This window comes from Escherichia ruysiae (assembly GCF_031323975.1).
GTDB lineage: Bacteria > Pseudomonadota > Gammaproteobacteria > Enterobacterales > Enterobacteriaceae > Escherichia > Escherichia ruysiae.
On sequence record NZ_JAVIWS010000001.1, the window covers coordinates 1,055,661 to 1,077,052 of the forward strand.

General features: G+C 51.1%; 11 protein-coding genes and 2 pseudogenes. 8 read left to right on the forward strand and 5 right to left on the reverse strand.

Going from position 1 to position 21,392, the window contains the following annotated elements; translation table 11 throughout:
• Positions 1–20 precede the first annotated feature (20 nt).
• Positions 21–2,870: a two-component system sensor histidine kinase RcsC gene (rcsC, locus tag RGV86_RS05405; RefSeq protein ID WP_309508404.1), complete on the reverse strand. Its 2,850-nt coding sequence runs from the start codon at positions 2,868–2,870 to the stop codon at positions 21–23.
• 166 nt (positions 2,871–3,036) lie between these two features.
• Here rcsC and atoS point away from each other — a divergent pair, with 166 nt between their 5' ends.
• The 6 genes from atoS to atoB all read left to right on the forward strand — a co-directional run bounded on the left by atoS (position 3,037) and on the right by atoB (position 10,286).
• Positions 3,037–4,863 carry a two-component system sensor histidine kinase AtoS gene (gene atoS / locus RGV86_RS05410; protein WP_085460954.1) on the forward strand — a complete coding sequence of 609 codons (1,827 nt, stop codon included), beginning with the start codon at positions 3,037–3,039 and terminating at the stop codon, positions 4,861–4,863.
• A complete protein-coding gene (gene atoC / locus RGV86_RS05415) occupies positions 4,860–6,245 on the forward strand; it encodes an acetoacetate metabolism transcriptional regulator AtoC (protein WP_032225738.1) in 1,386 nt (461 codons plus the stop codon). The genes atoS and atoC overlap by 4 nt, the downstream gene beginning before the upstream one ends.
• Before the next feature lie 194 nt (positions 6,246–6,439).
• On the forward strand, positions 6,440–7,102 hold the full coding sequence (gene atoD, locus RGV86_RS05420; protein WP_000850524.1) for an acetate CoA-transferase subunit alpha: 663 nt from the start codon (positions 6,440–6,442) through the stop codon (positions 7,100–7,102).
• Positions 7,102–7,752 (forward strand): acetate CoA-transferase subunit beta, encoded by a 651-nt coding sequence (gene atoA / locus RGV86_RS05425; protein WP_000339060.1) that lies wholly within the window; start codon positions 7,102–7,104, stop codon positions 7,750–7,752. Before atoD ends, atoA begins: the two co-directional genes overlap by 1 nt.
• Positions 7,749–9,071, forward strand: coding sequence for a TIGR00366 family protein (locus tag RGV86_RS05430; protein WP_074494152.1), 1,323 nt, complete (start codon positions 7,749–7,751; stop codon positions 9,069–9,071). Before atoA ends, RGV86_RS05430 begins: the two co-directional genes overlap by 4 nt.
• Before the next feature lie 30 nt (positions 9,072–9,101).
• Positions 9,102–10,286 (forward strand): acetyl-CoA acetyltransferase, encoded by a 1,185-nt coding sequence (gene atoB / locus RGV86_RS05435; protein WP_000786558.1) that lies wholly within the window; start codon positions 9,102–9,104, stop codon positions 10,284–10,286.
• A gap of 73 nt (positions 10,287–10,359) precedes the next feature.
• Here the strand turns inward: atoB and RGV86_RS05440 are convergent.
• The 3 genes and pseudogenes from RGV86_RS05440 to gyrA all read right to left on the reverse strand — a co-directional run.
• Positions 10,360–10,809 (reverse strand): annotated as a pseudogene (locus tag RGV86_RS05440) (YfaP family protein); the annotation flags it as partial.
• Positions 10,800–10,889 (reverse strand): annotated as a pseudogene (locus RGV86_RS05445) (hypothetical protein); the annotation flags it as partial. The pseudogenes RGV86_RS05440 and RGV86_RS05445, both read right to left, overlap by 10 nt.
• Before the next feature lie 159 nt (positions 10,890–11,048).
• Entirely contained in the window at positions 11,049–13,676 is a 2,628-nt protein-coding gene (gene gyrA / locus RGV86_RS05450) for a DNA topoisomerase (ATP-hydrolyzing) subunit A (protein ID WP_001281237.1), read from the reverse strand.
• Positions 13,677–13,822: 146 nt separating this feature from the next.
• Between gyrA and ubiG the strand changes: the two genes are divergently transcribed.
• The gene (gene ubiG, locus RGV86_RS05455) at positions 13,823–14,545 is read left to right on the forward strand and encodes a bifunctional 2-polyprenyl-6-hydroxyphenol methylase/3-demethylubiquinol 3-O-methyltransferase UbiG (RefSeq protein ID WP_000990774.1); all 723 of its coding nucleotides are present in this window, start codon (positions 13,823–13,825) and stop codon (positions 14,543–14,545) included.
• Between the two features lie 142 nt (positions 14,546–14,687).
• On the opposite strand, the gene yfaL is transcribed toward ubiG, so the two are convergent.
• Positions 14,688–18,416, reverse strand: coding sequence for an AIDA-I family autotransporter adhesin YfaL/EhaC (gene yfaL, locus RGV86_RS05460; protein WP_085460955.1), 3,729 nt, complete (start codon positions 18,414–18,416; stop codon positions 14,688–14,690).
• A gap of 680 nt (positions 18,417–19,096) precedes the next feature.
• On the opposite strand from yfaL, the gene nrdA reads away from it, so the two are divergent.
• A complete protein-coding gene (gene nrdA / locus RGV86_RS05465) occupies positions 19,097–21,382 on the forward strand; it encodes a class 1a ribonucleoside-diphosphate reductase subunit alpha (protein ID WP_001075191.1) in 2,286 nt (761 codons plus the stop codon).
• The last annotated feature ends 10 nt before the right edge of the window (positions 21,383–21,392 follow it).

Consider the following 21,392-nt stretch of genomic DNA (forward strand, 5'->3'; position numbering starts at 1 on the left):
GGCGTTTGCTCCGACCGCTCCTACGATTTCCGCGCTTTCCTGACCCTCTCGGCATACATCGTCAGCGTCTGTTTTATGACATCCAGCGTCACGGGCTTCGACAGACAGCTATCCATACCGGACTCCAGACACCGCTGCTTCTCTTCAGCCAACGCATTGGCAGTCACCCCGATTACCGGCAACGTTAGCCCTAACTGACGAATACGTTGCGTTAACCGGTAACCGTCCATATTCGGCATGTTGACGTCGCTAAGCACGATATCGATATGATTCTTGCTTAGTACATTAAGCGCATCGACGCCATCATTTGCCGTTTTACACTGGTAACCCAACGATCCGAGCTGATCGGCTAGTAAGCGACGGTTAATCGGATGATCGTCAACCACCAGAATCATCATGTCGTCATTGCTGGTGGAATCTTTGTCCATCAATGGCAGAACGTTGGCAGGATCATCATTTTCAATTTCTATCCGATAGATACGCGCCAGTAGCACAGGCAGTTCATGCGACGAGGCGACGCTATGCACCCACTCACCGGGCGCTTTCTCCAGCGGAATACCAATATGCCGACGGCAGAACGTCACCACCGCTCTACCCTGCCATTTTTCGCTCAGCGCCTCATCCGTAATCAACACATCCTCTGGTGAAGGTTCCTGACCTTCGTATGTTGTAACGATTACACCACTGCGCTGCAAACTGGTTTCGATAAACTGGCATAGTGACGCATTACGTACCGCCAACCAGCAGCGTTTACCCGTTAATCCTTCGACACCTTTTTTATGTGGATATTGCGCACCATACAGCGGAATACGCACCGTAAACTGGCTTCCCATGCCTGGTTCAGACTCCACCGAGATGTCACCGTCCATCATGCTGATCAATTTTTCACAAATCGCCAGCCCCAGACCGGTTCCCTGGAAGTTACGCTGTACGCCCGTCCCTACCTGGAAGAAGGGATCAAAAAGCCGCACCACTTCTTTCGCCGGAATACCCACGCCAGTATCGCGAACACGAATAGAAAGATAATCACCATCAGCACGGACATGCAGAACAATGCAGCCGGTATCGGTAAATTTAATGGCGTTACTCAACAGATTGGAGATAACCTGCTGTAAACGCATCGGATCGCCGTTTAAAGCTACCGGCACATCCGGTTCAATAAAGCAGTACAAACCAAGCTGCTTTCGCACCACCAGCGGCAAATAGTTGGCGGTGATATGGTTCATCACTTCACGCGGTGAAAACTCACGTGGCTCTATCTTTAACTGTTCCGATTCAATCTTCGAGAAATCGAGAATGTCGCTGATAATTTTCAACAGCAGGCTGGAAGAGTTATTCATTGCCGTCACCAGACGGTCAACGCCTTTCGGCAACTCTTTGGTTTGCAACAGATCCAGGTTACCGATAATGCCATACAGCGGCGTTCGCAACTCGTGGCTGACGGTAGCAAGGAACATCGATTTCGACTGACTCGCCTGTTCTGCTGCCTGCGCCATCTCTTGCAACGACTCTTCCATCTTCACGCGCGAAGAAACATCGACCAGTACGCAAATCGCCACGTTTTCATTACGATAGCGGGAATGAACAAAGCTGATTTGCAGATTAGTATTGTTGCTGGTCAGGACATCGACAAAATTGACCTGCTGCCCGCAGATAATTTGCGTCAGCCGCTGGCGATCCTCATGCGTAAGCATGTTGAGATAGGTATGCGCCAGTTCGTTACTCAAAATATTGACGCCATCAGCGGTGCGCAAAATACAGATCCCCACCGGTGCGGAGGCGACAATCTTGCGATTAAACTGCTCGTGTTCTTCCAGACGCTGGGCGTCACTTTCTGCCGGAATGAAAATACGCCGCTCGTACATCCGCGCGAGGGTGAACAGCGCCGCACCAGCAATCACATTCAGCAAAATAGCGTTAAGTATCAGCATACGAATGCGTTCCAGCACCTGATCTACGGGCACCGAGTAAACAATACTTAACGATGATGGCGGCAGATTTTTCTTCAGCACCAGCTCATGGAAGCCTGGTGTATAACCAAACCAGGAACGTTCCTGCATCCAACGCGGTTCAGCCTCGATTTTGCTTTCTGGTCCGGTCAACGAAATCAGGGTATGACCATTCTCATCAAGGATAGTAACCCCCATCGGTAATGTACCTGGTAAGAAGAAGTTCTCCATCCGAATGGTTTGTTCAACGCCCAGCAAGGCCTGCAAACGGTTCGCCAGATACACCGGCGTCAGCGCGTAAAAATATCCAACGCCAGGACGCGGGCCTTCGCTGATCCAATAAAGGTTGCTGCCGCTGTCATCCTGCGGAGCATTACGATACTTATTGATGCGCTCATGCAGAGCTTTCAGGGCGGTGTCGCGTTCAACCGGCATATCACGCAGGCCAAAGTTTGCCATGCAGAGGTTATCGCTGCCGATCAAAAATACGCGGTTGAGATCGTAAGCCGCAGAAAAGTTATCGCGCCAGTAACGCATAAACCACGCCAGTGACTCCAGAGAGCCACGCCAGGTGTTACTCATCGCGGAACAATCGGAATCAGCAAACAACGGTTCGAACACCGGCACATCCGCTTGCGTTTCTCGCCCACGCGGGGAAAGCACGCCATTTTCTACAGATAAGCGATTTTCAGCAATGTACTTCAGCTCTTTTATCACGTCAGAAGTGCGCTGAATAAACCGCTGAGCCTGATCGGAACTCAGGTTAAATTCCTGACGAATCTCAGATTCTCGCTGATGCAGGGCATTGACGATGTAAAACACTGATGAAAAAGCAATCAGCAACCAGAGCAATAACGCCAATGCTCTGAACATATAGCGCGAGACTTTCAGGGTTGTGCGAAAAGAAGCAAGGTATTTCAAAGGGGCGAAGCTCCGCCTCAGGTGACCGATGGAGTGTGGTTAAGGTAGCGGTAAAAGCGTGCCACCGCAATGTTCTCTCTTCTCGGTAATATGATACACCGCCGAGAAATCATCACCTTAACCCCCGATAATCGTCATATATCGGACAAGATTGATGGATTTCAGCATGCATTATATGAAGTGGATTTATCCACGCCGCTTACGCAATCAAATGATCCTGATGGCAATCCTGATGGTCATTGTCCCAACGCTTACTATTGGTTATATCGTAGAAACGGAAGGACGTTCAGCAGTCTTATCTGAAAAAGAGAAAAAACTTTCTGCCGTGGTCAACCTGCTTAATCAGGCGCTAGGCAATCGCTACGATCTCTACATCGACTTACCGCGTGAGGAGCGTATCCGCGCATTAAATGCAGAACTTGCCCCCATTACCGAAAATATCACTCACGCCTTCCCTGGCATCGGCGCTGGTTATTACAACAAAACGCTGGATGCGATAATCACCTACGCGCCTTCAGCGCTATATCAGAATAATGTGGGCGTTACCATTGCCGCAGATCACCCTGGTCGCGAAGTCATGCGTACAAATACCCCTTTGGTTTATTCAGGCAGGCAGGTGCGCGGCGATATTTTGAATTCAATGATCCCCATTGAGCGTAATGGTGAAATCCTCGGCTATATCTGGGCCAATGAATTAACCGAAGATATTCGCCGCCAGGCCTGGAAAATGGATGTGAGGATTATCATTGTGCTCACCGCCGGTTTGCTGATAAGCCTGCTGTTGATTGTGCTTTTCTCCCGTCGCCTGAGCGCCAATATAGATATCATCACCGATGGCCTCTCGACTCTGGCGCAAAATATTCCCACTCGATTACCACAATTGCCCGGTGAAATGGGGCAAATCAGTCAGAGTGTTAACAACCTCGCCCAGGCACTGCGTGAAACGCGGACACTTAACGATCTGATTATTGAAAACGCTGCCGATGGCGTCATTGCCATCGACCGCCAGGGTGATGTAACCACCATGAACCCAGCAGCAGAAGTCATCACTGGCTATCAACGTCATGAACTGGTAGGGCAGCCTTACTCCATGTTGTTCGACAATACTCAGTTCTACAGTCCAGTTCTGGATACGCTGGAACATGGCACCGAACACGTGGCGCTGGAGATCAGTTTTCCAGGCCGTGACCGCACCATTGAAATCAGTGTCACTACCAGTCGTATTCATAACACGCATGGTGAAATGATAGGTGCTTTGGTGATTTTCTCTGATTTAACTGCCCGCAAAGAAACCCAACGCCGCATGGCGCAAGCTGAACGCCTCGCCACACTGGGTGAGCTGATGGCTGGCGTGGCGCATGAAGTCCGTAATCCGCTGACGGCTATTCGTGGTTATGTACAGATCTTGCGCCAACAAACCACTGACCAAATACATCAGGAATATCTTTCTGTAGTACTCAAAGAAATCGACTCAATTAACAAAGTCATTCAGCAATTGCTCGATTTTTCACGCCCACGCCACAGTCAATGGCAACAAGTCAGCCTCAATGCATTGGTTGAAGAAACTCTGGTACTGGTGCAAACCGCCGGCGTACAAGCGCGAGTCGACTTCATAAGCGAACTGGACAATGAATTAAGCCCGATTAGTGCCGATCGCGAACTGCTCAAACAGGTACTCCTGAATATCCTGATCAATGCCGTCCAGGCTATCAGTGCACGAGGGAAAATTCGCATTCGAACCTGGCAGTACAGCGACTCACAACAGGCTATTTCGATAGAAGACAACGGCTGTGGCATTGATCTCTCGCTGCAAAAAAAGATCTTCGATCCCTTTTTCACCACCAAAGCCTCAGGAACCGGGCTTGGTCTGGCGTTAAGTCAACGCATCATTAATGCCCATCAGGGGGATATTCGCGTCACCAGTTTGCCGGGCTACGGCGCAACCTTCACCCTTATTTTACCGATCAACCCGCAGGGAAATCAGACTGTATGACCGCTATTAATCGCATCCTTATTGTTGATGATGAAGATAATGTTCGCCGTATGCTGAGCACCGCTTTTGCACTACAAGGATACGAAACACATTGTGCGAACAACGGACGCACCGCATTACACCTGTTTGCCGATATTCACCCCGACGTGGTGTTGATGGATATCCGTATGCCTGAGATGGACGGCATCAAGGCACTAAAGGAGATGCGCAGTCATGAGACCCGGACACCCGTTATTCTGATGACGGCCTATGCTGAAGTGGAAACCGCCGTCGAAGCACTACGCTGCGGAGCCTTCGACTATGTTATCAAACCGTTTGATCTCGATGAGTTGAATTTAATCGTTCAGCGCGCTTTACAACTCCAGTCAATGAAAAAAGAGATCCGCCATCTGCACCAGGCATTGAGCACCAGCTGGCAATGGGGGCACATTCTCACCAACAGCCCGGCGATGATGGACATCTGCAAAGACACCGCCAAAATTGCCCTTTCTCAGGCCAGCGTCTTGATTAGCGGTGAAAGCGGCACCGGGAAAGAGTTGATTGCCAGAGCGATTCACTACAATTCGCGGCGGGCAAAGGGGCCGTTCATTAAAGTCAACTGCGCGGCGCTGCCGGAATCGTTGCTCGAAAGTGAACTGTTTGGTCATGAAAAAGGTGCATTTACTGGTGCACAAACCTTGCGTCAGGGATTATTTGAACGTGCCAACGAAGGTACTCTGCTCCTCGACGAAATTGGCGAAATGCCGCTGGTACTGCAAGCCAAATTACTACGCATTCTGCAGGAACGGGAATTTGAACGGATTGGCGGCCATCAGACCATAAAAGTTGATATCCGCATCATTGCTGCCACCAACCGCGACTTGCAGGCAATGGTAAAAGAAGGCACCTTCCGTGAAGATCTCTTTTATCGCCTTAACGTTATTCATTTAATACTGCCGCCTCTGCGCGATCGCCGGGAAGATATTTCCCTGTTAGCTAATCACTTTTTGCAAAAATTCAGTAGTGAGAATCAGCGCGATATTATCGACATCGATCCGATGGCAATGTCACTGCTTACCGCCTGGTCATGGCCGGGAAATATTCGAGAGCTTTCCAACGTCATTGAACGCGCCGTCGTAATGAACTCAGGTCCGATCATTTTTTCTGAGGATCTTCCGCCACAGATTCGTCAGCCAGTCTGTAATGCTGGTGAGGCAAAAACAGCCCCTGTCGGTGAGCGTAATTTAAAAGAGGAAATTAAACGCGTCGAAAAACGCATCATTATGGAAGTGCTGGAACAACAGGACGGAAACCGAACCCGCACCGCTTTGATGCTGGGTATCAGTCGCCGTGCATTGATGTATAAACTCCAGGAATACGGTATCGATCCGGCGGATGTATAACACCAAAACTTGCTATGCAGAAATTTGCACAGTGCGCAAATTTCTGCATAGCCAATCATCCTCCTTCTTAATCCCCACCTTATTTATCCTTTTATATTCAATTAGTTAAAAACAACATCAAATATTCTCATTCTGGCACTCCCCTTGCTATTCCCTGACTGTACCCACAACGGTGTATGTAAGAGGGATAAATAATGAAAACAAAATTGATGACATTACAAGACGCCTCCGGCTTCTTTCGTGACGGCATGACCATCATGGTGGGCGGATTTATGGGGATTGGCACTCCATCCCGCCTGGTTGAAGCATTACTGGAATCTGGTGTTCGCGACCTGACATTGATAGCCAATGATACCGCGTTTGTTGATACCGGCATCGGTCCGCTCATCGTCAATGGTCGAGTCCGCAAAGTGATTGCTTCACATATCGGCACCAACCCGGAAACAGGTCGGCGCATGATATCTGGTGAAATGGACGTCGTTCTGGTGCCACAAGGTACGCTAATCGAGCAAATTCGCTGTGGTGGCGCTGGACTTGGTGGTTTTCTCACTCCAACCGGTGTCGGCACCGTCGTAGAGGAAGGCAAACAGACACTGACACTCGACGGCAAAACCTGGCTGCTTGAACGCCCGCTGCGCGCCGACCTGGCGCTCATTCGCGCTCATCGTTGCGACACACTTGGCAACCTGACCTATCAACTTAGCGCCCGCAACTTTAACCCCCTGATTGCCCTTGCGGCTGATATCACGCTGGTGGAGCCAGATGAACTGGTCGAAGTCGGCGAGCTGCAACCTGACCATATTGTCACCCCTGGTGCCGTTATCGACCACATCATCGTTTCACAGGAGAGCAAATAATGGATGCGAAACAACGTATTGCGCGCCGTGTGGCACAAGAGCTTCGTGATGGTGACATCGTGAATCTGGGCATTGGTCTGCCGACGATGGTCGCCAACTATTTGCCAGAAGGCATTCATATCACTCTGCAATCGGAAAACGGCTTCCTCGGTTTAGGCCCGGTCACGACAGCGCATCCAGATCTGGTTAACGCAGGCGGACAACCATGCGGCGTTTTACCCGGCGCAGCCATGTTTGACAGCGCCATGTCATTTGCGCTGATCCGTGGCGGTCATATTGATGCCTGCGTGCTCGGTGGTTTGCAGGTAGACGAAGAAGCCAACCTCGCGAACTGGGTAGTGCCTGGAAAAATGGTGCCCGGTATGGGTGGCGCGATGGATCTGGTGACCGGGGCGCGCAAAGTGATCATTGCCATGGAACATTGCGCCAAAGATGGTTCACCGAAAATTTTGCGCCGCTGCACCATGCCGCTCACTGCGCAACACGCGGTGCATATGCTGGTCACTGAACTGGCTGTCTTTCGTTTTATTGACGGCAAAATGTGGCTCACCGAAATTGCCGACGGGTGTGATTTAGCCACCGTGCGTGCCAAAACCGAAGCTCAGTTTGAAGTAGCCGCCGATCTGAATACGCAACGGGGTGATTTATGATTGGTCGCATCTCACGTTTTATGACGCGTTTTGTCAGCCGGTGGCTTCCCGATCCTCTGATTTTTGCCATGTTGCTGACGTTGCTAACGTTCGTGATCGCGCTTTGGTTAACACCACAAACGCCGATCAGCATGGTGAAAATGTGGGGTGACGGTTTCTGGAACTTGCTGGCGTTCGGTATGCAGATGGCGCTGATCATCGTTACCGGTCATGCCCTTGCCAGCTCTGCTCCGGTGAAAAGCTTGCTGCGGACTGCCGCCTCCGCCGCAAAAACACCCGTACAGGGCGTCATGCTGGTCACTTTCTTCGGTTCCGTCGCTTGTGTCATCAACTGGGGATTTGGTCTGGTTGTCGGCGCAATGTTCGCCCGTGAAGTCGCCCGGCGAGTACCTGGCTCTGATTATCCGTTGCTCATTGCCTGCGCCTACATTGGTTTTCTCACCTGGGGTGGCGGCTTCTCTGGCTCAATGCCTCTGTTGGCTGCAACACCGGGCAACCCGGTTGAGCATATCGCCGGGCTTATCCCGGTGGGCGATACTCTGTTCAGTGGTTTTAACATTTTCATCACTGTGGCATTGATTGTGGTGATGCCATTTATCACCCGCATGATGATGCCAAAACCGTCTGACGTGGTGAGTATCGATCCAAAACTACTCATGGAAGAGGCTGATTTTCAAAAGCAGCTACCGAAAGATGCTCCACCGTCCGAGCGACTGGAAGAAAGCCGCATTCTGACGTTGATCATCGGCGCACTCGGTATCGCTTACCTGGCAATGTACTTCAGCGAACATGGCTTCAACATCACCATCAATACCGTCAACCTGATGTTTATGATTGCGGGTCTGCTGCTACATAAAACGCCAATGGCTTATATGCGTGCTATCAGCGCGGCAGCACGCAGTACCGCCGGTATTCTGGTGCAATTCCCCTTCTACGCCGGGATCCAACTGATGATGGAGCACTCCGGTCTGGGCGGACTCATTACCGAATTCTTCATCAATGTTGCGAACAAAGACACCTTCCCGGTAATGGCCTTCTTTAGTTCTGCACTGATTAACTTCGCCGTTCCGTCTGGCGGCGGTCACTGGGTTATTCAGGGACCTTTCGTGATACCCGCAGCCCAGGCGCTGGGCGCTGATCTCGGTAAATCGGTAATGGCGATCGCCTACGGCGAGCAATGGATGAACATGGCACAACCGTTCTGGGCGCTGCCAGCACTGGCAATCGCCGGGCTCGGTGTCCGCGACATCATGGGCTATTGCATCACTGCCCTGCTCTTCTCCGGCGTCATTTTCGTCATTGGTTTAACGCTGTTCTGACGGCAACTCTACAGACAGAAGGAATATAAAATGAAAAATTGTGTCATCGTCAGTGCGGTACGTACTGCCATCGGTAGTTTTAATGGTTCACTCGCCTCCACCAGCGCCATCGATCTGGGGGCAACAGTAATTCAGGCCGCCATTGAACGCGCAAAACTCGATTCACAACACGTCGATGAAGTGATTATGGGTAACGTATTGCAGGCCGGGCTGGGGCAAAATCCGGCTCGTCAGGCACTGCTAAAAAGCGGACTGGCAGAAACGGTGTGCGGATTTACGGTCAACAAAGTATGTGGTTCTGGTCTGAAAAGCGTGGCGCTTGCCGCCCAGGCAATTCAGGCCGGTCAGGCACAGAGCATCGTAGCGGGTGGAATGGAGAACATGAGTTTAGCGCCCTATTTACTCGATGCAAAAGCACGCTCTGGTTATCGTCTTGGAGACGGACAGGTTTATGACGTGATCCTGCGCGATGGCCTGATGTGCGCCACTCACGGTTATCATATGGGTATTACCGCCGAGAACGTTGCCAAAGAGTACGGAATTACCCGTGAAATGCAGGATGAACTGGCGCTACATTCACAGCGTAAAGCGGCAGCAGCCATTGAGTCCGGTGCTTTTACCGCCGAAATTGTCCCGGTAAATGTTGTCACACGGAAGAAAAACATCGTCTTCGATCGCGATGAATTCCCGAAAGTAGATTCTACTGCAGAAGCTCTTGCTGCATTGCGCCCGGCCTTCGACAAAGCCGGAACGGTCACCGCCGGGAACGCGTCTGGCATTAACGATGGGGCTGCCGCACTGGTGATTATGGAAGAATCTGCGGCGCTGGCGGCAGGCCTAAAACCACTGGCACGCATTAAAAGCTATGCCAGCGGTGGCGTGCCCCCTGCATTGATGGGTATGGGGCCAGTACCTGCCACGCAAAAAGCGTTACAACTGGCGGGGCTGCAACTGGCAGACATTGATCTCATCGAAGCCAATGAAGCATTTGCCGCGCAGTTCCTTGCCGTTGGGAAAACCCTGGGCTTTGATCCTGAGAAAGTGAATGTCAACGGCGGAGCCATCGCGCTGGGGCATCCTATCGGCGCCAGCGGTGCACGTATTCTGGTCACACTATTACATGCAATGCAGGCTCGCGATAAAACGCTGGGTCTGGCGACGCTGTGCATTGGCGGCGGTCAGGGAATTGCGATGGTGATTGAACGATTGAATTAACCAACAAAAACGCCCGATAGCGAAAGTCATCGGGCGTTTTCTTAAACATCGACAGTGAAAGTAACCTCATTAATTACCAGTCAAAACTTTTCACCAGCGTCAGCTCGCCAGCATTACGCATCGGTACAATAAATGTTTCCTGTTTCTCATTGACCGATCCTTCATCGGTGATCAGCGTCAGTTGGGCGGTGGTTAATTCCGTTTCGCTGCGTCCGCCATAGTAGTTGATATACACCTGATAACGCCCGTGAACTGGCGCTGGCATGGCGAAAATCTCGGGTCCGTACCCCGTCGTGACATCCATATCCAGTGCGCCACTGTTTTTCAGCACCGTGTTACCGTACCAGGCGTGTTCGCCATCAGGCGTAACGACATGAAGATCGAGGTCGGTATTATCCGTATCCCACGAGAGAACCAGCCGTAAACGTGCACGAATCGTTCCTGTACCCGGCGTTGAGTAAAACTGCATTTTTTGTCGGCTTTGCCCACCCGGGCTGATGACCTGCACGCTGTTGCTGCCTTCAATGCCCAGACGCCAGCGGAAAGTAGGGCTATTGCACCAAAACCTACAAGGCCATAAAACCGCCAGCCTTTCGCTTTTTTTCACCACTCATTGCCACATTCCTTGTGTAAAGCCAGCCATTTTTTATGGGCGATGCACAACTTTATCGCGCCCTAATACGACAAAAGCCCAGACTTTGCAGCCTGGACTTTTCAATTCAAAAAAGGGAGATGGCTCCCTTTTGACATGAATAAATAAAATTATTCTTCTTCTGGCTCGTCGTCAACGTCCACTTCCGGAGCGATTTCATCGTCCCCTTCCGCAGCACTGCCATCGATGGTATCCAGATCTTCCTCGTCAACCGGTTCAGCAACACGTTGCAGACCCACTACGTTTTCATCTTCCGCAGTACGGATGAGGATCACGCCCTGGGTGTTACGACCCACGATGCTGATTTCTGAAACGCGGGTACGTACCAGCGTACCGGCATCGGTGATCATCATGATCTGATCGCAGTCATCAACCTGTACCGCACCAACCACTAAACCGTTACGTTCAGTCACTTTGATGGAGATAACCCCTTTCGTCGCACGCGACTTAGTTGGGTATTCCGCCACCGCAGTACGTTTACCGTAACCGTTTTGTGTTGCAGTAAGGATTGCGCCATCGCCACGCGGTACGATCAGAGACACGACTTTATCGCCTTCGCCTAAACGAATACCGCGAACACCCGTGGTGTTGCAGCCCATCGCACGGACAGAAGACTCTTTAAAGCGCACCACTTTACCTTCGGCGGAGAACAGCATTACTTCGTCTTCGCCACTGGTCAGGTCAACGCCGATCAGCTCATCGCCTTCAACCAGCTTGATCGCCACTTTACCGGCGGTACGCAGACGGTTGAATTCGGTGAGGACGGTTTTCTTCACAGTACCGTTAGCCGTCGCCATGAAGACTTTCACGCCTTCTTCAAACTCGGTCACAGGCAGGATCGCGGTGATACGTTCGTCCTGTTCCAGCGGCAGCAGGTTGACGATCGGACGACCACGTGCACCACGAGAAGCTTCCGGCAACTGATAAACCTTCATCGAATAGACGCGACCACGGCTGGAGAAGCACAGGATATGATCGTGGGTGTTCGCCACCAGCAGTCGGTCGATAAAGTCTTCTTCTTTAATACGTGCGGCAGATTTACCTTTCCCGCCACGACGCTGCGCTTCGTATTCCGAAAGCGGCTGGTACTTCACGTAGCCCTGGTGAGAGAGCGTCACGACCACATCTTCCTGGGTGATCAGATCTTCCAGGTTGATGTCGGCGCTGTTGGCAGTGATTTCAGTACGACGTTTGTCGCCGAACTGTTCACGAACCAGTTCCAGCTCTTCGCGGATCACTTCCATCAGACGATCGGCGCTACCCAGAATACGCAGCAGTTCCGCGATCTGATCCAGCAGCTCTTTGTATTCATCGAGCAGTTTTTCGTGCTCAAGGCCGGTCAGTTTCTGCAAACGCAGATCCAGAATTGCCTGAGCTTGCTGTTCGGTCAGGTAGTACAGACCGTCACGCACGCCGAACTCTGGCTCCAGCCATTCCGGACGCGCAGCATCGTCACCCGCACGCTCCAGCATCGCGGCAACGTTGCCCAGCTGCCACGGATTAGCAACCAGCGCGGTTTTCGCTTCTGCAGGCGTCGGCGCATGACGGATCAGTTCAATGATCGGGTCGATGTTCGCCAGTGCTACGGCTAATGCTTCAAGGATATGAGCACGATCGCGGGCTTTACGCAGTTCGAAAATGGTACGACGGGTCACCACTTCGCGACGGTGACGGACAAACGCAGCGATAATGTCTTTCAGGTTCATGATCTTCGGCTGACCATGGTGCAATGCAACCATGTTGATACCGAAAGAAACCTGCAGCTGGGTCTGGGAGTAGAGGTTGTTGAGCACCACTTCACCGACCGCATCGCGTTTAACTTCAATCACGATGCGCATACCGTCTTTGTCAGACTCGTCACGCAGCGCGCTGATGCCTTCCACGCGTTTTTCTTTTACCAGTTCCGCAATCTTCTCAATCAGGCGCGCTTTGTTCACCTGATACGGAATTTCGTGGACGATAATGGTTTCACGCCCGGTTTTGGCGTCAACTTCCACTTCAGCACGGGCGCGGATATATACCTTGCCGCGACCGGTACGGTAAGCTTCTTCAATACCGCGACGACCGTTAATGATTGCCGCCGTCGGGAAGTCCGGCCCCGGGATGTGTTCCATCAGCCCTTCAATGCTGATGTCTTCATCATCGATATACGCCAGACAACCGTTGATGACTTCCGTCAGGTTGTGTGGCGGGATGTTGGTTGCCATACCTACGGCGATACCGGAAGAACCGTTCACCAGCAGGTTAGGAATTTTGGTCGGCATGACGTCCGGAATTTTTTCCGTACCGTCATAGTTATCAACGAAATCGACCGTCTCTTTTTCGAGATCGGCCATCAGTTCATGGGCAATTTTCGCCAGACGGATTTCCGTATAACGCATTGCCGCCGCAGAGTCGCCGTCGATAGAACCGAAGTTACCCTGACCGTCTACCAGCATGTAACGCAGCGAAAATGGCTGCGCCATACGGACGATCGTGTCATAGACCGCCGAGTCACCATGGGGATGGTATTTACCGATTACGTCACCAACGACACGGGCAGATTTTTTATAGGCTTTGTTCCAGTCATTGCCTAGTACGTTCATGGCGTAAAGTACGCGACGGTGTACCGGCTTCAGGCCATCTCGGACATCTGGCAGCGCACGGCCAACAATGACCGACATCGCATAATCCAGATAGGAGCTCTTCAGCTCTTCCTCAATGTTGACCGGTGTAATTTCTCTCGCAAGGTCGCTCATCTAACCGCTATCCCTCTACTGTATCCCGGATTCAAAGGTCGCAAATTATAACACAGCCGCGCAGATTGAGGTAAACCAATACGCTTTATTCACATCCAATGCCTGATATACTCGATTGCCTTGCCAATTACGGAGTAGAAGTGCCAATGAATGCCGAAAAATCGCCGGTAAACCATAACGTAGACCACGAAGAGATCGCTAAATTTGAAGCCGTCGCCTCCCGCTGGTGGGATCTGGAAGGCGAGTTCAAACCACTGCACCGCATTAACCCGCTGCGTCTGGGCTATATTGCCGAGCGTGCTGGCGGTTTATTTGGCAAAAAGGTGCTCGATGTCGGTTGTGGCGGCGGCATTCTGGCTGAGAGTATGGCGCGCGAAGGCGCGACGGTGACCGGCCTGGATATGGGTTTTGAACCGCTACAGGTTGCAAAGCTACACGCGCTGGAAAGCGGTATTCAGGTGGAGTACGTGCAGGAAACCGTTGAAGAACACGCAGCAAAACATGCCGGACAGTATGATGTGGTGACCTGCATGGAGATGCTGGAGCACGTCCCCGATCCACAGTCAGTGGTTAGAGCCTGTGCGCAACTGGTGAAACCGGGCGGCGATGTCTTTTTCTCCACGCTTAACCGCAACGGCAAGTCATGGCTGATGGCGGTGGTCGGCGCGGAATATATTTTGCGCATGGTGCCCAAAGGCACGCATGATGTGAAGAAGTTTATTAAACCGGCAGAACTGCTGGGCTGGGTGGATCAGACCAGTCTTAAAGAGCGCCATATGACCGGGCTACATTACAACCCGATCACTAATTCCTTTAAGCTCGGCCCCGGCGTGGATGTGAACTATATGCTGCACACGCAGAATAAGTGAGATTGTTGACCGGATTCATCTGGCAACCGTACCAATGCCTGATGCGACGCTTGCTGTGTCTTATCAGGCTTACAAATGACTCCCCCGTAGGTCGGATAAGGCGTTTACGCCGCACCCGGCAACGATGCCGGGCGGACAACAATTACCATTTCACCGTCATCGACAAAAATCCTGCCGTCTGGGCAAAATCATCACTTCCCTTCTGCCATGCGACGCTGCCGCGCAGGGAAACTCGCTGGCTAATATTGCCTGTTATCCCCACTTTTATTTCACCACGCTGCTTCGCCGCATCGTCGCTGATATTGCTGCCATCGTCTTCAATTTCCGCCGAATGGGGATGGTGATAATAATTCAGATCCAGGGTTGGCGTGATATGGAAAGCATTACGCCATTCGCTATGTATCCCGACACGCGTCTGAATATCATCGCCCTGCGATTGCGACACCCGCGCACGGTTAGCGGCGGTAAAATCATTCTGCTGCACGCCCTGATAAATCACCTGCGCCTGTGGTTCGATTACCACACCATGCCCCGATAACCACTGATAGCCAGCTTCCAGAGAGGCGATGCTCCCCGACGAGTGGTAATGATCCGCGCCATCGCCTTGTTCGGAAACATCATTGCTAAACCACGCGTATTGCAGCCAGCTATCCAGCCACGCCCCCTGCTGCTGGCTACCATGCTGAAACCAGCTCGAAGTCAGCCCAACGGCATAACCGTGGTTCTGGTTATCGGCGCGAGTTCCAGTCATATTCGAGCGGCTGTCGCCCTGGTTATCGCTGTAGCCACCGACAATCCCAAGCATCCATTCGCCATCATCGCCCCAGCGCCCCCTAAACAGATCACCGCTAAGCTGCACCGTAGAGGTGTCTTCATGCTGAGCCAGTTGCCCCGCAGCCGTGTAATGATAACGTCCGCCGATAATGCGCAAATGCAGCGTCTGACCGTTGCTACCTGCGTGATCGTGTCGCTCCATCACAAACGCCTGATTTGCCGCCCGAAGGTTATTAAGATATCCACCAATTTTTGCATTCAACACCGGCTGATAAGCGGGCGTGGGATCAGGATCGGGAGTCGGGTCTGGATCAGGTGGCGATGGAGGCGTGACTTTTTGTGATCGCAAATACCAGTCGTTGTTATCTTCCACCAGCGTGTAGTCATACGCTCCCATATTGACGTAGCCGCTGCCCGCCAGACTGAACTGCGCGTTATTTTGAAATTGTGTGGGATCGCCAGCGAAATCAACCAGTTTTATACCTGTAGATGTCGGATCGCCAATGCCAGTAATGGGGTTAACCACCACGGTCGTGTTGCCAGCGGTATTACCGTTCAACACCAACCGGTCGCTTACCGAGTCATCGCCCTTTAATTCGCTGTCGAGCAACAACGTACCGCCACCGTTGTAATCACCGTTTACGATCAGGGTATCGCCAGCGACGCCATTTTGCAGGCTGACCGCGCCGAAAGTATTGCTCAGATCACCATTGATCGTCACGCCAGGAAGATAAGTCAGGCTGTCAGTTTCAAGGTTGGTATTAAGCTCGCCCGTTAACGTAACGCCATCGGTGACATTCACCAGCGTACCGCCACCGTTAAATAATGAGGCGTCGAGCGCCACAGACGTATCCTGCCCGGTTAAACGCAAAACCGTGCCATCGCTGATGTCGATAGTGCCACTGGAACTGGCATCAATAGACTGAATATCCTGATCCACGCCAGTCTCGAACGTTGCCCCGTCACCAACCCACAGCGACGAAGCGTAAGGAAAGATATCCGCAACATCACCTTTCAGCGTACCTTCTTCCACTCGCACTGCCGACTGCGCCGTGCCGCTGGCAGTCAGTTCCAGCGTGCCTGCACCGGTTTTCGTCAGTGTGGTTCCCGCGTCCTGGTGCTGTCCACTGCTGTCGGCGATCAATGCGCCCCACTGCGTCACAGCACCATCATCAACCACAATTTCGCCATCAGCGCGCATTTCGATATCACGCCCATGACCAGCCATCGCAGAGCGAGTATCGACATCAGCCGTAATCTCCATCGCGCTATCTTGTTGATTATCAGTGAAGATAACCTGGCGGTTATAGTGAGTATCACCAAGCTGAGAATTGTTGCTCACTACCAGCGTGCCGGAAGCGATTTGTGTTGTGCCGAGGTATTGATTGTCATTCGCCAGGCTTACCTGTCCATCGCCTGCATCTACCACTACATAGACGCCTTTTTTCCCGTCATCGCCAATATGCAAATCCTCACCACTATAAAGATCGACAACGTCCTGCTGACCAATCACTGTACCGCCGTTACCACTGATTTCCAGCCCATCGTTCTCTGACGTACCGCTCTGCCAGGTGGTGAAATCGGAAAGATCTAATACGCCACCGTTTAATACAATTGACTGCGGATCGTCCTGCATCGCCGCCAGATCCGCCGCGTTTCCCGCCAGCGAGAGGATTGCGCCATCTTCCACCACAATATCGCCGGTCAGCGCCATCGACGACGCCCCCGCCAGCGCATAGCTACCATTTTCGGCAATGGTCAGTTGCCCTTCACCTTCAATAGTTCCGCTAAACCCACCGGCATTTACCGTCACGTTACCGCCAGCATCAATATTTAAAGTGCCATTCTGAAAACCCGTCAGTGAGTGAACAAAAGTCTGCTGTGTTGCGCCAACGTTAAGTTCTGCCTGATCATCCCGATGACTGATACTGCCGACCATCAGTCCATAGCAATTTTGTGGATTACTCTGGCAACGATCATCGCCAACATTCATCAGCGAATTGCTACGCCCCAGCGTCACTTCACCGTTTTCAACCCGCATCTCGCCGGTAAAATTATTATTATCCGCATTAAGCACCAGTTCGCCTGCGCCGGTTTTGCTGATACTTCCGGTTCCGGCAATGGAATCGAGCGCACCATCGTTGCTCAGGTCACCAATAATCAACGTTTTATTACCAGCGATATCAAACCTGACCTGACTTGAATCGATGTACATAAAGCCGCCCGCCGATGCAGATGGCGCATCGCCATATCCTGCGGCACTGTTGTTCTCATCCATCAAAACGCCACCGTTGTAGCTGTAGCTGGCATCAACCGAAATATCAATAAGATAGGGAGAGTTCGTACTACTGCTATAAATTGCGCCACCGTAACCTTCAGCAATATTATCTGTAAACGTGGTGTTATTAATTATTGTGAACTCTGATGGGTGAATGGTTTCCGTATTATTATCAGTGATATCGATAGCGCCACCATCGCCATCACTGTAACTTGTTGATGTATATGCCCGATTATGATTAAAAATCGTATTATTTAAGTAAATATTATTATTAATCGAATAAATTGCGCCACCTTTGCCGTCGTTAGCAATATTACCTGTAAATACAGCATTGGTAACGCTAAGATCAATATCACCAGCGTCATTTGTACCCGCAGAATAGATTGCCCCGCCATATCCTCCTGCCACATTACTGTCGAAGATAACCTGAGTAAGATTCAGCGTTGAGTTTTCTTTCGCAAAAATAGCACCTCCATTATTATATTCACCACTCACGGTATTATTTTCGAACAGAGTCATACCTGTTCCACCTTGTGCTGACAATATGAAATCAGCTCCTTGTTGTAAAAATACCGCCCCGCCACTGGCATCATTTGCCATAGAGGAAAAAATAAGCCATTGCCCGTCAGCAACACTCCAGGTCTGCATACTACCTGAGAGGCTCTGGCGACTGGCCAGGCAACTGGTAGAAACATTAACCCCCTGACATGAAGACAGAATCTGCGACGCCGCGTTTGCACGCGTAAACACGCAAGCAACGACAGCCAGGAAAATTAACAGATATCCTTTCCTGATAAAAATAATCCATTTTTTATTCATGATCTGACAGCCTGTGAGAAATAACAGGCTATCATTAAAAGGCATATTGCGATTGTAGATAATAACCAATTGTAAACAAGAAATTTTTAAAATAAGCGCACCAGCAATAATATTTACAGAAAGGAATTAATTATTTCTTTCAAAGTTTACCTGATTATTAAACAATGATAATTAAAACATATTAAACTGATTAATTCATTTCTTGTTTACCTGGAATAATCAATATCGCAAACTTTTATTTTACATCTACTGATTAAAAAATATCTGTTTCGTGAACCACACCTCTTTACATTTGCTCACATCATAAACATAACAATAAGTGTCGACGTGATATGAGTTTGTGATGGTATCAATTTTCGCCACATCTGACATAAGCGCAATAAATAACCTGGATCAATAATTATCTTAAATTGAACGTTCAAGAAATCACCGAACGGTTATTTTTAACAATTTTTTCTCTTCCCATTGACTTTCCCGAACACCTTGTCTGACCTAAGGTGCGTGGAAGCCGCCTTTTCCGTCGCGAGTTATCCACAAAGTTATACACTTGCAAGAGGGCCATTTTCACACTATCTTGCAGTGAATCCCAAACATACCCCCTATATATAGTGTTTGTAGCGACTTCCCTCACTACAGGTAGTCTGCATGAAACTATTTCGGAAAGAACAGGTACTACATACATGAATCAGAATCTGCTGGTGACAAAGCGCAACGGTAGCACAGAGCGCATCAATCTCGACAAAATCCATCGCGTTCTGGATTGGGCGGCAGAAGGACTGCATAACGTTTCGATTTCCCAGGTCGAACTGCGCTCCCACATTCAGTTTTATGACGGTATCAAGACTTCTGACATCCACGAAACCATTATCAAGGCTGCCGCAGACCTGATCTCCCGTGAAGCACCGGATTATCAGTACCTCGCCGCGCGCCTGGCAATTTTCCACCTGCGTAAAAAAGCCTACGGCCAGTTTGAGCCGCCTGCGCTGTATGACCATGTGAAGAAAATGGTCGAAATGGGCAAATACGATAATCATCTGCTGGAAGACTACACGGAAGAAGAGTTCAAGCAGATGGACACGTTTATCGATCACGACCGTGATATGACCTTCTCTTACGCTGCCGTTAAGCAACTGGAAGGCAAATATCTGGTACAAAACCGCGTAACCGGCGAGATCTACGAAAGCGCCCAGTTCCTGTATATTCTGGTTGCTGCCTGCCTGTTCTCAAACTATCCGCGTGAAACCCGTCTGCAATATGTGAAGCGTTTTTACGACGCGGTTTCCACATTTAAAATTTCGCTGCCGACGCCAATCATGTCCGGCGTGCGTACCCCGACTCGTCAGTTCAGCTCCTGCGTACTGATCGAATGCGGCGACAGCCTGGATTCCATCAACGCGACTTCCAGCGCGATTGTAAAATACGTTTCCCAGCGTGCGGGTATCGGTATCAACGCCGGGCGTATTCGTGCGCTGGGTAGCCCGATTCGCGGTGGCGAAGCGTTCCACACCGGTTGTATTCCGTTCTACAAACATTTCCAGACGGCGGTGAAATCCTGTTCTCAGGGCGGTGTGCGCGGCGGTGCAGCAACGCTGTTCTACCCAATTTGGCATCTGGAAGTAGAAAGCCTGCTGGTGCTGAAAAACAACCGTGGGGTTGAAGGCAACCGCGTGCGTCATATGGACTACGGGGTACAAATCAACAAACTGATGTATACCCGCCTGCTGAAAGGTGAAGATATCACTCTGTTCAGCCCGTCCGACGTACCGGGGCTGTACGACGCGTTCTTCGCCGATCAGGAAGAGTTTGAACGTCTGTATACCAAATATGAGAAAGACGACAGCATCCGCAAGCAGCGTGTGAAAGCCGTTGAGCTGTTCTCGCTGATGATGCAGGAACGTGCGTCTACCGGTCGTATCTATATTCAGAACGTTGACCACTGCAATACCCATAGCCCGTTTGATCCGGCCATCGCGCCAGTGCGCCAGTCTAACCTGTGCCTGGAAATCGCCCTGCCGACCAAACCGCTGAACGACGTCAACGACGAGAACGGTGAAATCGCGCTGTGTACGCTGTCTGCTTTCAACCTGGGCGCAATTAATAGCCTGGATGAACTGGAAGAGCTGGCGATTCTGGCGGTACGCGCACTCGACGCGTTGCTGGATTATCAGGACTACCCGATCCCGGCAGCCAAACGCGGAGCGATGGGTCGTCGCACGCTGGGTATTGGTGTAATCAACTTCGCTTACTACCTGGCGAAGCACGGTAAACGCTACTCTGACGGCAGCGCCAACAACTTGACGCATAAAACCTTCGAAGCTATTCAATATTACCTGCTGAAAGCGTCTAACGAGCTGGCGAAAGAGCAAGGCGCGTGTCCGTGGTTTAACGAAACCACTTACGCGAAAGGCATCCTGCCGATCGATACCTACAAGAAAGATCTGGATGCTATCGCCAATGAACCGCTGCATTACGACTGGGAAGCGTTGCGTGAGTCAATCAAAACGCACGGCCTGCGTAACTCCACGCTTTCTGCTCTGATGCCGTCCGAGACCTCTTCGCAGATCTCCAACGCCACTAACGGTATTGAGCCGCCGCGCGGTTACGTCAGCATTAAAGCGTCGAAAGACGGTATTCTGCGCCAGGTGGTGCCTGACTACGAACACCTGCACGACGCCTATGAGCTGCTGTGGGAAATGCCGGGTAACGATGGCTACCTGCAACTGGTGGGTATCATGCAGAAATTTATCGATCAGTCGATCTCTGCCAACACCAACTACGATCCGTCACGTTTCCCGTCAGGAAAAGTGCCGATGCAGCAGTTGCTGAAAGACCTGCTCACCGCCTACAAATTCGGGGTCAAAACGCTGTATTATCAGAACACCCGTGACGGCGCTGAAGACGCGCAGGACGATCTGGTGCCGTCAATCCAGGACGATGGCTGCGAAAGCGGCGCATGTAAGATCTGATAATCCCCCA